This window comes from Sphingomonas sp. OK281 (genome assembly GCF_900115295.1).
In the GTDB taxonomy this organism is placed as follows: domain Bacteria; phylum Pseudomonadota; class Alphaproteobacteria; order Sphingomonadales; family Sphingomonadaceae; genus Sphingomonas.
In genome coordinates this window covers 51,092-64,165 of record NZ_FOVZ01000012.1, presented here as the reverse complement: position 1 = coordinate 64,165, position 13,074 = coordinate 51,092, and the positions used below count along the sequence as shown (strand labels likewise).

The 13,074-nt window shown below is 64.4% G+C and carries 13 protein-coding genes; 12 read left to right on the top strand and 1 reads right to left on the bottom strand.

Annotated features, from left to right (window positions below; all coding sequences use genetic code 11):
* The 4 genes from BM244_RS22230 to BM244_RS23340 form a co-directional block, all read left to right on the top strand.
* Positions 1 to 650 (top strand): SDR family oxidoreductase (locus BM244_RS22230; RefSeq protein ID WP_093401096.1); only part of this gene is annotated, 650 nt, incomplete at its 5' end.
* Between the two features lie 414 nt (positions 651 to 1,064).
* Entirely contained in the window at positions 1,065 to 1,268 is a 204-nt protein-coding gene (locus tag BM244_RS22225; RefSeq protein ID WP_254784764.1) for a hypothetical protein, read from the top strand.
* Between the two features lie 90 nt (positions 1,269 to 1,358).
* Positions 1,359 to 1,562 carry a DUF5818 domain-containing protein gene (locus BM244_RS23715; protein WP_093401095.1) on the top strand — a complete coding sequence of 68 codons (204 nt, stop codon included), beginning with the start codon at positions 1,359 to 1,361 and terminating at the stop codon, positions 1,560 to 1,562.
* A gap of 104 nt (positions 1,563 to 1,666) precedes the next feature.
* Positions 1,667 to 2,128, top strand: coding sequence for a hypothetical protein (locus tag BM244_RS23340; RefSeq protein ID WP_093401094.1), 462 nt, complete (start codon positions 1,667 to 1,669; stop codon positions 2,126 to 2,128).
* Here the strand turns inward: BM244_RS23340 and BM244_RS23335 are convergent.
* A complete protein-coding gene (locus BM244_RS23335) occupies positions 2,125 to 2,292 on the bottom strand; it encodes a hypothetical protein (protein ID WP_175518374.1) in 168 nt (55 codons plus the stop codon). The genes BM244_RS23340 and BM244_RS23335 overlap by 4 nt on opposite strands.
* A 48-nt stretch (positions 2,293 to 2,340) precedes the next feature.
* Between BM244_RS23335 and BM244_RS22210 the strand changes: the two genes are divergently transcribed.
* The 8 genes from BM244_RS22210 to BM244_RS22180 all read left to right on the top strand — a co-directional run bounded on the left by BM244_RS22210 (position 2,341) and on the right by BM244_RS22180 (position 13,071).
* A complete protein-coding gene (locus BM244_RS22210; RefSeq protein WP_093401093.1) occupies positions 2,341 to 3,342 on the top strand; it encodes an NAD-dependent epimerase/dehydratase family protein in 1,002 nt (333 codons plus the stop codon).
* Positions 3,343 to 3,378: 36 nt separating this feature from the next.
* Complete coding sequence (locus tag BM244_RS22205) at positions 3,379 to 4,104, top strand: polysaccharide biosynthesis/export family protein (RefSeq protein ID WP_093401092.1); 726 nt, start codon at positions 3,379 to 3,381, stop codon at positions 4,102 to 4,104.
* A gap of 149 nt (positions 4,105 to 4,253) precedes the next feature.
* Complete coding sequence (locus BM244_RS22945) at positions 4,254 to 4,574, top strand: hypothetical protein (RefSeq protein ID WP_139227092.1); 321 nt, start codon at positions 4,254 to 4,256, stop codon at positions 4,572 to 4,574.
* 35 nt (positions 4,575 to 4,609) lie between these two features.
* Positions 4,610 to 5,935, top strand: a complete 1,326-nt coding sequence (locus BM244_RS22200) for an O-antigen ligase family protein (protein WP_139227090.1) — start codon at positions 4,610 to 4,612, stop codon at positions 5,933 to 5,935.
* Positions 5,936 to 6,000: 65 nt separating this feature from the next.
* A complete protein-coding gene (locus BM244_RS22195) occupies positions 6,001 to 8,244 on the top strand; it encodes a GumC family protein (protein WP_175518373.1) in 2,244 nt (747 codons plus the stop codon).
* Between the two features lie 14 nt (positions 8,245 to 8,258).
* The gene (locus BM244_RS22190) at positions 8,259 to 9,401 is read left to right on the top strand and encodes a tetratricopeptide repeat protein (protein ID WP_175518372.1); all 1,143 of its coding nucleotides are present in this window, start codon (positions 8,259 to 8,261) and stop codon (positions 9,399 to 9,401) included.
* Positions 9,398 to 11,176, top strand: coding sequence for an ABC transporter ATP-binding protein (locus tag BM244_RS22185; RefSeq protein ID WP_217649201.1), 1,779 nt, complete (start codon positions 9,398 to 9,400; stop codon positions 11,174 to 11,176). The genes BM244_RS22190 and BM244_RS22185 overlap by 4 nt, the downstream gene beginning before the upstream one ends.
* On the top strand, positions 11,173 to 13,071 hold the full coding sequence (locus BM244_RS22180) for an acyltransferase family protein (RefSeq protein ID WP_093401088.1): 1,899 nt from the start codon (positions 11,173 to 11,175) through the stop codon (positions 13,069 to 13,071). Before BM244_RS22185 ends, BM244_RS22180 begins: the two co-directional genes overlap by 4 nt.
* The last annotated feature ends 3 nt before the right edge of the window (positions 13,072 to 13,074 follow it).

Genomic DNA, 13,074 nt, shown 5'->3' with positions numbered 1-13,074 from the left:
TCTCGTATCTCGCCGTCGAGCAGGAGGACGCCGAAGATACACGCGCCTGGGTGGAAAAGGCGGGACAGCGATGCGTATTGCTGCCGGGCGACATTTGCGACCGGGATCACTGCGTCACGCTGGTCGAGCGCACCGTGGGCGACCTTGGCGGGATCGACATTTTGGTCAACAATGCCGCGGCGCAGACGATGAACGAGGATCTGGACAGCATCGACGACGACGAGATGCAAGGTGCGTTCGCAGCCAACGTGTTCGCGATGATCCGTCTGGCGAAGGCTGCGGCGCCGCATATGAAGCCAGGATCCGCGATCGTGAACACCACCAGCGAGCAGGCCAAGGTCGCGACAAAGAGCATGATCGTCTACGCCGCGACCAAAGGCGCAATATCCAGCCTGACCGTGGGGCTGTCCAACCTCCTCGTTGGCCAAGGCATCCGGGTCAACGCGGTGGCGCCCGGCCCGATCTGGACGCCGATCCAGCCGATCGCGAAATCGCCGGAGGAACTGGAGAAGCTTGGTCAGGATACGCCTCTGGGACGCGCGGGTCAGCCTGCCGAGCTCGCGCCGGCCTATGTCCTGCTGGCGTCTCCGGAGGGAAGCTACATGACTGGCGCCGTGATCGCTGTCACCGGTGGCGTGCCGATCAACTGAAAAACGGACAAGCGTGCGCGGTGATCGGCAACAATCGTCTACTTATCTCAGGCTACTACTCCGAAGTGCTCATTTTGCTTTCTAAGCGAAGCGGTTCTTTGAGCCTTACCCCACTTCCTAAATGAACGTCCGTTTATACCGATCGCCGTCCGATAACGGACGGCCGCTATCCACCAGTTTTGCCGTAAATGCAGACAGTCCGCATGCACCTTAATTACGCCATTTACAGTCAAAACTATACGTTCCGGCCGCTTCGGGATCCGTCGCCAGAACGCGGTGCGTTTCTCCATTAAAGACGTTTTTTTCACCTGCAGATAGCGGGCGTTTTGGCCGAATGATCTCAGCCAACCCGTCGTAAATGCCCCTGCCGCCCCCACGATGGTTATGATAGAAGGCCATATGCTCAAGACAAGAATGAAGCGGGTCGCCGATCGCGGCGATCACGCCGTGCGGCGCCTTGCCGAGATCGAAGCCTCGATCGCGGACCTTTCTAACGAGGATCTGCTCGATTTGGCCGACATCTTCAAAGCCGAACCCCGCTCACCAATCGGGATGTGGCATTCCTTGAAATGGCGCGGCGGAACATCAGTCTATGAAGACCGCTTGGGAACGGATTAGCGGAATCATCGGGGGCCTACCGAGGCACGTCGGTTACACCCAACCATCTCCCGCAACTTTTCACGATCATAATGGAGCGACGGCGCAGCGATGGTAGCGATTGGAACCCGGATCAATGAGATAGGCACTTTGGTCCGCGAGGGCGGAGCCTTCTATCTTCGCCGCGATGTCGGTGGCCGCTACGAGCTGGAATTGCATCGTACCCCCGTAGATCTGGTAGAAAAGCGCGTCCGGCTCATTGGTACATTGGTTGGCCCAGATCTCGTAAACGCCAACGGCGTTGCGCCAGCTTAGCCGGTCAAGAACTCCTAGCTCAGTCGTCAGCCACTGGGCGCAATTCTGATTCAACCTGACTCATTGCCGTTGCGCACAAACCACGAACAGCCATCATCCTAGCCATGGAACAACAGATCATTCACGCCTGCGGTCATGAGCAGGGCCATTATCTCACAGGCTACGACAGCCAGAAGGACCGCAAAGCCAAGTGGCTGAAGACGACGACTTGTCGAGACTGCTTCGTTGCAGAAAAGCGGGCTGAGGAAGTCGCCGCGGCAGCGTTAAGCAGCGCAGCTGTCTCACACCTTGCTCTTCCACCGCTAACCGGCACCGATCGGCAAATCGGCTGGACGTCGACGATCAGGACCAAGCGGCTCGCAGCGCTAACCAACTCAAACAGCGACGCCGACTGTAACGCATGCCTTCGGGTCACTGACGCCAAATGGTGGATCGACAGCCTCGATCTGACTGACGTTGATCTGATAGCTGCCGCGAACCAGTCGTCAAACATGCCACGATCGCCGACGCTCATCCGATCGACTACGAATACCGTGATTGCCCCCCATAGGCACAGGCTGACCTAGCAATCGACGCGGGTCGGGCCGATCAGGGCCATACGGTTGAGCAGTATGCCCCTGCCGCCGCCAAGCATGGCATCGCAGTTGAGATCGTGAAGCTTCCGCAATCCGCCGGTATCGGCGTTTACGCGCTCGACCATCCGTTGCGTAACGGGGGTTTCGTGTGCCAACAAGCTCGTTAACTCGTCGAGGTCTTTAATGCGAGATGGAGAGGTGTTTTGAGCGTCGTAGTAACTGGGGCAGCCGGGTTCATCGGCTCGCATGTCGTTCGCCGGTTAGTCGATGACGGACGTGATGTGATCGGGATCGACAGTTTCGAACCATATTACGACGTTGAACTAAAGCATGCCAGACTGGCATCGATCAAGGCGTCGCCACATGGCGACCGCTTCACCTTCCGAGAAGCGGACATCGCGGACGAGCACGCGCTCGATGCGGCGTTGGCAACAACCGGAATTACGGGCATCGTGCATCTCGCCGCACAGGCGGGGGTACGATATTCGATGATCGAGCCGCGCAAGTACGTCCGCGCTAATTTAGCAGGGCACCTCAACATCCTCGAGGTGGCGCGCGATCGGCCGGGCGTTCCGCTCGTCTACGCCTCGTCGTCGTCGGTATACGGTGCCAACCGTTCGCAACCGTTCCGGGTCGAGGACCGTGTGGATTCACCGCTTTCGCTCTACGCGGCGACCAAGCGCGCCGACGAACTGATGAGCGAGACCTACGCGCATCTCTATAGCATTCCTCAGACCGGACTACGCTTCTTCACTGTCTACGGTCCTTGGGGACGGCCCGATATGGCAATGTGGCTGTTTACCGACGCGATCCTCGAAAACCGGCCGATCACCGTGTTCAATGGCGGCCGCATGGTCCGCGACTTCACCTACATCGACGATATCGTCTCTGGCATTGTGGCCGCGCTCGATAACCCGCCTGCGGATGATGGCGAGCGGAAAGCGGGGGGGAGCGTGTCCCCGCATCGCCTGTACAATATCGGCAACAACCGCCCCGAGGAACTGGAAACGCTGATAACGACGATCGAGGACGCTCTCGGGATGAAAGCTATAAGGGACTATCAGCCGATCCAGCCTGGCGACGTGCCCAGCACCTCTGCCGACATCAGTGCGATCAGCCGCGATCTGGGCTTTGCGCCGACGACGCCGATCGCCGTCGGCGTGCCACGTTTCGTACAATGGTATCGCGACTATACAGGGCGATGACGGCCATATCGCCTGACGGGCAACCTTGGTGATGCCATGGTAGATGCAGCCAATGCGGAGGAATCACGGATGTCCATGGGCTTGAGATGGTTAGGAACCGGTACGACGATCCTCATGCTGGCTGGCTGCGCGGGCCAGCGAGGCGGGGATATCCCGTACAATCCGGCGGGTTTCGTTGCACCCGACGCCGCCCCGCTACCGACCTTGACCACAGACTACCGGATGGGAAGCGGTGACGTGGTGTCGATCCGTGTGTTTCGGGTCGACAGCATGTCTGGCGACCAGACGATCGACACGGCGGGACGAGTCAACTTGCCGTTGCTGGGGCTTGTGCCTGCAGCGGGGCGTACGACTAGCGAACTGGAAGCTGATCTGAAACGCCAACTGGGCACCCGGTATCTGAACGATCCGCAGGTGGCGGTGTCGCTCAAGAGCGCCGTCCAGAAGACGATCACGGTTGATGGTTCGGTAACGCAGCCCGGTCTGTATCCGGTGCAGGCGGGCAGCACGCTTATTACTGCAATCGCCATGGCGCGCGGCACGGCGGAGGGTGCCAACTCTCGCCGCGTAGTCGTGTTTCGGCGCGTCAACGGACAAAGGATGGCGGCCGCGTTCGACCTGTCGACGATCCGAAAGGGCGAAGAACCCGATCCGACGATCTATGCAGAGGATGTTATCGTCGTCGATGGTTCGCGAACAAGCGCAGCGATGAAATCGGTGCTGCAATCGCTGCCGTTCGTCTCGATTTTCCGCCCGTTCTGATCCCGGCGGCTGGCATTGCGCGATAACGGCGGATACGTTAGGTTCATTCAAACCGACAGGGAACCATCCACGCGGCTGATTCTTGACGGAGTTCATGTGCCACGGCGAGCTGGAGGTCTCCAGTGCCGGAAGGCATAAGGGAGTGGGTCATGGCAAGCAAGATGAAGATCTCGATGATCGCGGCGATGGCACTGGTCGGTCAGGCATCGGCCGCCACGGCAGCGCCCGGTGCTGTTGCTGGTATAGCGACGAACCGTACGGCACTGGCTATTCCGGCGGACGAGCAGCCCCGGTCGGGCAACCAGTGCCGCGCGGCCGATGGAACCCCCATTGCCTGCTCGGTGACAGGTGATACCCAAGGTGGATATTTCAGTCGCAGTTGGCCGGTCTTATTAGGCGCGATCGCCGCCGCGTCGCTCGGTGTCGTGGCAGCCGTCAGCGGCAAGAGTGGCGCCCCCTCCAGTCCATAAGCTGACCACGCCGGTTGTAATAGGGATTGACGCGGGTGAAGCCGCAGGATGGCCTGCCCGCCATTTTTCTGACGCTATGCGTATTGCTGGGTGGTGCCAGTGCCGCGGGGGCGATAGCTAACGGTTTCTTGCAGTTGGCTGCGATCCTCATCCTCGGCTACGTAGGTGTAACACGACGCCTGCCTTTGGTCCCCGCAGCCCGAGCGCTGGTGATGGGATTGGCGTTATTCGGGGCGTGGTTTCTGCTGCAATCCCTGCCACTCCCTCCCGAAATCTGGACGCGCCTACCAGGTCGTGGCGTCGTTGTCGGAGTGTTCGCAGCAGCTGGATCGATACCCGGCTGGGAGCCATTGTCGCTGGCACCTGACGCAACCATTGCCTCGATGCTCGCCCTGCTGCCACCCGCAGCCATGGCGACCCTGACGCTTGTAACGACCGAACGGGCACGCCGGATCGCAATCGGAACGCTGGTCACTCTTGCTATCGGCGCCGCGTTGCTGGGCGTGGTGCAGGTCCTCGCCGGAGCCGGGTCCGTGTTCTACCCTTACAACCTGACAAATCCCGGGAAGGCGGTCGGGCCGTTTGCCAACCGCAATCACCTAGCTACGTTCCTGCTCTGTGCGATCGCGATGCTTGGCGCGTCGATCGAGCACCATGGGCCCCGGCGTAGCGCCCTGGCGTTTTTAGGCGTGGCGGTGCTGGCGGGCGGCGTGATCCTGACCGGATCCGATGCTGGCCTGCTACTGCTGGCAGTCGTGCTGACGCCCATGTTGATCCGCGCCATAAGAGGCCACTTAACGCGGCAAGCAACGCGATGGTCATTGGTCGCAGCCGTGCTCCTTGTGTCGGCGGCAAGCATCTGCGCGTTTTGGCAAGGGTCGTCGGATGTCGTTGCAGGCGCTGAACAAAGGCGCGGCGTTACGATACCGCGCACTTTCGCCGCCGCAATCGACCATCTGCCGTTCGGGGCGGGAGGGGGCAGCTTTCCTACGATATATCCGGCGTATACCGATGCGGCGCTTGCCTCACCTGCGTTCGTCAACCACGCGCACTCCGACTATGCCGAACTGCTCCTCGATCACGGTTTGGTCGGCCTGCTTTTGATCGGCGCGGCATGGGGATGGTGGGGCTTGCGGGTACGCACCGGATGGGCGGGCAATCCGGTCGTGCGCGCCGCGCTAATGGTAGTGGCGATAGTCTTGGTCCACAGCGTCGTGGACTATCCGCTTCGCACCGCCGCGCTTGCCACGGTCGCCGCCTTCGCCGCCGCGCTTGCCACCGGGCAACCGCCGGCTGTGGCGAAGAAACATCATCGTTCCCGCCCCTCGCGGCAGTTGTCGGCGACCTTTGATTTGAGCTAGGCAGTCGTAAAGGGCAACGGCCAGCGATGGGCGGGGGACCGCCCTGCGGGAAGAGGGTGGCGGAAATGGCCGAGAACGATGATCGCGGCGGGAGCACGCTGCCCAGTCGGATGACTGATGGGGGCAATCCAGCAACGCTGGGACGGCCCGTGGTGACTATAACTCGCACCGACGCCAAACCGCGCGTGATCCCTCAGTTCGATCTCGCCGACCTTCTGCGCGTAGTCGTCAAATGGAAATGGCTCATCCTTGGCACAGTGTTGCTCGGCATCGCCACGGCCGTAGCGGTCACGATGCTGTCCACCCGCATCTATCGCGCGTCCGCCACGCTGGAGATCAACACTACCCCGCTGGAGGTGATGGGCAATAACCGAGGCGTCATGCCCAAGCTTCGCAGCGAGGACCAATTTCTGCAGACGCAATACGGCCTGCTGCGCAGCCGCTCACTCGCTGAACGGGTGGCGACTGCACTGAAGTTGGCCAGCGATCCGGCATTTGCCGGAACCGCCCCCGATCCGGCGAAGCGCACAAGGGCAGCGGTCGGTCGATTGACGGCCAATCTCGACGTCACGCCGGTCCGGGGCAGCAACCTGGTGCAGCTAAGCTATACCGATCCCGATCCGGCTCGCGCGACACTGATCGTCAACGGGTTTACGACCGGGTTCATGGCGGCCAACGCCGATCGACGATTCGAGGCGACCGCCTATGCCCGCAACTTCCTGCAGAACCGGCTGAACGCGACCAAGCAGCGGCTCGAGGCGAGCGAGCGCGAACTGGTCGCCTATGCCCAGCAGAAGGGCATAGTGCAGCTCGACAGTGGCGGACAGGGCGGCGCGCGGGGTGGCGGTGACGGGCCGACCTCGGCGACGGGCGATTCGCTGAGTTCACAATCGCTGGTCGCGATCAACGGCGTGTTGTCGTCGGCGATCGGCGAGCGCATCTCCGCCGAACAACGCTATCGTCAGGCGGCGACGAACGGGTCGTCCAGCGACGCGCTGCTTAACCCGACCGTCCAGGCGCTGCGTGCAGAACGTGCCAAGCTGGAAGCGGATTATCGCGAACGGCTAGCCACGTTCAAACCCGATTTCCCCGACATGGTGGCGCTGCGAAACAGGATCCAGGAAATCGACATCTCGCTGCGGCGCGAGACGGGCGAAGTGTCGTCGTCGCTACGTTCCGCCTATCTGGCGGCGCTGGGACGAGAGGCGGAGTTGCGCGGACAGGTGAGCGCGTTGCGCTCGAACGTCCTCGACCTGCGCGGGCGAGGCATTGGATACACCATCCTGCAACGCGAGGTGGAGACGAACCGCACTTTGTACGACGCGCTGCTACAGCGCTTCAAGGAAGTGGGCGTGGCCGGTGGTCTGGGCGAAAGTCAGGCCGGGGTCGTCGACGCGGCTATCCAGCCCGCCAGCCCTTTCCGGCCCAGCCCCATCCGCAATCTGGCGGTCGGACTGATCGCCGGGCTTGTCTTGGGCCTCGGCATCGCCTTCGTGATCGAATTCATCGACGATACGATCAAGACGCCGGAGGACGTCGCGGCCAAGCTCAACCTGCCGCTACTGGGCGTCGTACCGAAACTGGCGAAGGGCAAGACGATCCGCGACGAATTGGCTTCGCCGCGTTCGTCGGTTGCCGAAGCCTACTATTCCATCATGACCGCGCTGCAGTTCACCGACAGCGGCAGCCTGCCGCGTTCGCTGCTGGTGACGAGTTCGCGCGCTGCGGAAGGTAAATCAAGCACTTCGCTGGCGCTGGCGCAGAACCTTGCACGAACCGGGGTACAGGTGTTGCTGATCGACGCCGACCTGCGCAAACCGTCTTTCATGGCGAAGACGGGCAGCGACATAGGCTTGTCGCGACTGCTCATCAGCAACGAGAGCATCGCCGGTCATGTGGTGCAGACCAACACGCCAAACCTGTACCTGCTGCCCAGCGGCACGGTGCCGCCCAACCCGGCCGAATTGCTGGCGACCAGTCGGATCCGCGCGATCCTGCACGATGCGGTCGACCGGTTCGGCGTGGTGGTGGTCGATGCGCCGCCGGTGCTGGGGCTGGCCGATGCACCGGTCTTGGGATCGATCTGCGAAGCGACGGTGATGGTGATCGAGGCGGGATCGATCCGCCGCGCGATCGCGCTTGGCGCTCTCAGCCGGCTGGTCGCGTCGGGCACGCGCATCGTCGGAGTGACGCTGACGAAGTATAATCCCAAGGCCGCCGGGTATGGCGACGGTTACGGCTATGGCTACGGCTACGGAGCGACCTATGGCGAAGGGTCGAAGACGCCGATGCTGGACATCGCACCGTGAGCGATGCCGCGCCCGTGGTGCGTACCACGAGGATGCGGATTGCGATCGTGCTCGGACTCCTGCTGCTCGGTTGGGCGACGGTGCGAGCAACGGCGCTGGCGCTGTTGGCGGAAGACCGGCCCCGGTTGGCGTTGGTGTTCGCGCCGGCTGGGGCGGCTGCGCTGGCCAATGCGGCACAGATGCGCATCGTACAGGCAGGCGGCACTGTGGATGCCGTCGCGCGCGCGCAGACCGCCGCCGCGCTGCGACGCGCGCCGCGCGACGCCGCACCGCTGATCCTCGCCGGACTGGCGGCCAGCGCCGACGGCGCGGCCGACCGGGCGCAGGCGTTGATGGAGGCGGCCCGCGCCCGCGATCCGCGCGCCGGGATCGCCCGCTATTGGCTGCTCGACCATTATGTCCGCACCGGACAGGGCAACGCCGCGCTGGCGGAAGTCGGCCCGGCGCTGCGCCTACGGCCCGGTACACGTCCAGCGATCTTCGCGCTGGTCTCGGCGATGGCGGCATCACCTGAAATGCGCGAGCCAGTGCGTGCGGCGTTGGCCCGCGATCCCGACTGGCGTGAATCATTCTTCGCGATGCAAGCTACGGCAAATGTTGACCCGGTCCTGCTGGTGCACCTACTCGCCTCGCTACCCCCGCCAGCCGATCCTGCGTCGCGCGCTCGCGAACGACGCGTAGTGGTGCTGGCGGCGGTTCGTGCTGGGGCGTACGCCGAAGCGGAGACGCTATGGCAGGCTGCCCGCCCCACCACGGCGCGCGAGGCAGGGCCGGTCCACGACCCGATGTTCCGACGCCCACTTGCCGATACGCCCTTCGATTGGAGCGCGCCGGACGTGGCCGGCATGCAAGCGCAGACCGGCCGTGACGGACTGACAGTCGCCTATCGTGGCGAAACGCCGGCGACGGCCGCCCAGCAACTGGTGCCCGGAGCAGGCCGCTACCGCCTGTCGGCGCGAGCGACGGGCGACATCGAGGTCCGCCTGTCGTGTGCGCATGACGAGTCGCCGTTGGTGGCACTGCCGGCCGGCGGTGATGCGGTGGACGCGACCATCCCGGCGAGATGCGGCGCGGCGTGGCTGCGCGTCGTTGCAACGCCCGGTGACACCGGAGTCGTCAACGCGACGATCGCCGATGTGCAGCTGATCCGCGCATGACCGCAACCGACCGCAGCGCACTGACCGCGGCAAGACGCATCTACGTCCATCTGTCCGCGCGGCGCCGTCAGCAACTGGGCGGCACCATCGCCCTGATGGTGGTCGGCGCTTTCGCCGAACTAGCGACGATCGGCGCGGTGCTGCCGTTCCTGGTCGTGGTGACCGGCGGTGAGGGCGGACGCTATGGCGCGGTCGTGCGCGCGGTGGCGCGGTTCGGCGCGGCGATGGGTATCGGGACCGTCGCGGTATCGGCGGGCCTGCTGGTCACGGTCGCGGTGGCGGCAGGAGCGCTACGGCTGCTCCTGACCCGCGCCAGCCAGCATGTCGTGTTCGCGATCGCGCACGACCTGGCGACGCACATCTACGAACGTACTCTGCATCAGCCGTACAGCTTCCACGTCCAGCGCAACACCAGCCAGACCATCTCCGGCATCGAGAAAGTGCAGTATGTGCTGGGCAACGTCCTGTTGCCGGCCATGGCGGGCCTCACGGCGGCGATCGTCGCGCTATTCGTGCTAGTGGCGCTAGTGTGGGTAGACCCGGCGACATCGCTGATCGCCGCGGCCTGCTTCGTCGCGCTTTACGCGACCGTCAGCATCCTGACCCGACGCAAGCTATATCAAAACGGCGACATCATTGCCGCGGCGCTGCAACAGCGGGTTCAGACGTTGCAGGAAGGGTTGGGCGGCATTCGCGACGTGCTGCTCGATAGGTCGCAGGGGATCTTCGCGGCCAAGTTCGCCGCGATCGACGCACGCTTCCGCGAAGCGCAGGCGACCAACCAGTTCATTGCCGCCGCCCCGCGCTATGTCGTGGAGGCCGGCGCGGTGGTGCTGGTCGCCGCGCTGGCGTTGTACGTCAGCACCCAGCCGGGCGGTGTCGTGGCCGCGCTCCCGATGCTGGGCGCGCTGGCATTGGGCGCGCAGAGGCTGCTACCGCTGATCCAGCAGGTCTATTTCAGCTGGTCGCAGATCTATGGCAATCGCGGCGCTCTGAACGGCATCGCCGACATGCTGGAGATGCCCGCTCCGCCGGAACCCGCAGCGTTGCCACTGCCGCCCTTTGCCGACGCGATCGTCTTGGATGGACTGGGATATCACTATCCGACCGGCGAGGCGGCGGCGCTGGCCGACGTCATGCTGTCGATTCCGCGGGGCACGCGGATCGGACTGATCGGCAAGTCGGGCAGCGGCAAGAGCACGCTGGCTGATATGATCATGGGCCTGCTTGAACCAGGTGACGGCATGATAAGGATCGATGGGCGCGTGCTGGACGCCGCCGCCCGCCCGTCATGGCAGCAACAGATCGCGCATGTCCCGCAGGCGATCTTCCTCGCAGATGCCAGCATCGCCGCGAATATCGCCTTCGGCCGTGACCCGGCCGATATCGAAATGGACCGGGTGCGCGATGCTGCGCGCGGAGCCGAATTGACCGATCATATAGCGACTTTGCCGCAAGGCTACGACACGCTGGTCGGCGAACGCGGCATCCGCCTGTCGGGCGGGCAGCGTCAGAGGATCGGCATCGCGCGCGCGTTGTACAAGCGAGCGTCAGTGCTTGTCCTCGACGAGGCAACCAGCGCACTGGACGACGAGACCGAGGCGGCGGTGATGGCGGCCATCAACCGGCTCTCGCGCGACCTGACCGTGATCTCGATTGCGCACCGCGTGACGACGCTGCGCGGATGCGATCGGATCGTTCGGTTGCAGGCCGGTCGGATCGTCGCTAGCGGCAGTTATGATGCGATCGTCGGCGGCGGCGCGGGAGCGTCGTGACCGCCAGCGGGTGGCGCGACGATATCCAGGCCCTGCGCGGCTGGGCGGTGCTGTTCGTCGTGCTGTTCCACACTGGGTTGGGCATTGCGCCATCAGGGTTCGTCGGCGTCGACATTTTCTTCGTCGTGTCGGGCTATCTCATCACCGGCAATGTCGTGCGCGAACGCAATGCAGGAACGTTGCGGATCGGGCGCTTCTATCAGCGACGCATCCGTCGGTTGTGGCCCGCCGCCTTCGTCACGCTGCTAGCGACGACGCTGGCGGCAGCGTTACTGCTGACGCCGACCGCACAGGCGCGGTTCTGGCAGCAGTTGGTCGGTGCGCTGACCTTCTCGACCAACGTCGCGCTGTGGCGACAGATCAATTACTTCCACGACTCGGCCGCGTTGGAGCCGTTGCTGCATTTCTGGTCGCTGGCGGTGGAGGAGCAATATTACCTGCTGCTGCCCGTCACGTTGCTGCTCGTGCCCCATCGCTGGTGGCCAGCCATGGTAGCGGCGGTTACGCTGGCCAGCCTCGCGGCGTTTCTGTGGCTCTATCCGTGGTCGCCGGGCGCAGCCTTCTACCTGTTGCCCACGCGGGCGTGGGAACTTGGGATCGGGTCGCTCGTCGCCTGTATGCCGGTACGCGGAAGAGTGCAGCGCTTAGCGTATCGCACCGCCCCGGGCCTGGCGGCGATAGTGCTCACTGTGCCGTTTATGGCGCTTCCGACGGCGGCGGCCTACTGGCTGACATTACCTGCCTGTGCGGCGACTGCGGGGTTGCTGGCAGCCGCGCGCCCGATCGGGCCGCGCGGAGCGGTGGCGGGATGGCTGGGCGATCGGTCCTACGCGATCTATCTGGTCCACTGGCCACCAATTGCGTTCGCGCACGCGATTTGGCTTGGCAATTCGCCGCCCGCATGGGTTGCGATCCTGCTTTGCACCGCTGGGATCGGCGTCGGCGCGGTACTGCATGGACTGGTCGAGCGGCCCTGCCTGCGCCTGCCGCTGTCGCGGTGGTGGTGGGCGGCGCTGATCGCCGGATCGGCAATAATCGCCGTCACCGGCGCACTCGCGCCGCGCCTGACCGGCAATGCCATCGCGCGCGTCGACCTTCAGCCCGTGACCGGCCTGCCCGGCGCGGCGTGCGATGGATCCCGGACCACCTTCGATCCGGCGTGCCGGACCGGACCGGCCCCGCGCCTGCTGCTGTGGGGCGACAGTTTCTCGCAGCATCTGGTCCCCGGATTGCAGGCGACGACAGACGTTGCCTTTGCCCAGGCAAGCAAGGGCGGGTGTCCACCGCTGCCGGGCCTCGCGCCCGTCGACATGCAGGCGAGCGTCGCAGTGGCGCGCGGCTGCATCGCGTTCGGCGACAGCGTGCTGTCATGGCTCGCGCATACCCCGTCCGTCGAGGTCGTAATGTTGTCGGGATCGTATCTGCGTTATACCTGGCCTGGCGTCCGAGTGCTGCGCCGCGACGGATCGTTGAAGCCGCCCAATGCAGACCAGTTGGCGGCGGCGCAGCGCGATATGGTGGCACGGGTGCGGCGGATGGGCAAACGGGTGGTGCTGGTCGCCGCCCCGCCCCAGTCGGCGTTCGATGTCGGCCAGTGTCAGGAACGACGGGTCCACCACCTGCTGCTGGCCGGCGCGCCGACGGATTGCGCGATCACCCCGGCGAACCGGCTGGCGGGGAGCGACTGGTTGGCGGCGCTGATGGCGCGCTTCGCTCGCGACGGCACTCCGGTCGTACAGCTTGCCCCCGGTCTATGCCGCAGCGACGGCATCTGCCCGACCGCATGGGCGGGACGGCCTCTGTGGGTCGAGGGCAAGCACTTGACCCGCACCGGATCCATCGTCGTTGCACGCCGGCTGGGGCTGGGCGCGCACGCATGGGAGCTGGCCCGCTAAGCG

Excerpts from the sequence above, each read along its gene's own strand:
- BM244_RS22225 (WP_254784764.1), top strand. The coding sequence starts at position 1,065 with ATGAAGCGGGTCGCCGATCGCGGCGATCACGCCGTGCGGCGCCTTGCC.
- BM244_RS23715 (WP_093401095.1), top strand. The coding sequence starts at position 1,359 with ATGGTAGCGATTGGAACCCGGATCAATGAGATAGGCACTTTGGTCCGC.
- BM244_RS23340 (WP_093401094.1), top strand. The coding sequence starts at position 1,667 with ATGGAACAACAGATCATTCACGCCTGCGGTCATGAGCAGGGCCATTAT.
- BM244_RS22205 (WP_093401092.1), top strand. The coding sequence starts at position 3,379 with ATGGTAGATGCAGCCAATGCGGAGGAATCACGGATGTCCATGGGCTTG.
- BM244_RS22945 (WP_139227092.1), top strand. The coding sequence starts at position 4,254 with ATGGCAAGCAAGATGAAGATCTCGATGATCGCGGCGATGGCACTGGTC.
- BM244_RS22195 (WP_175518373.1), top strand. The coding sequence starts at position 6,001 with ATGGCCGAGAACGATGATCGCGGCGGGAGCACGCTGCCCAGTCGGATG.
- BM244_RS22185 (WP_217649201.1), top strand. The coding sequence starts at position 9,398 with ATGACCGCAACCGACCGCAGCGCACTGACCGCGGCAAGACGCATCTAC.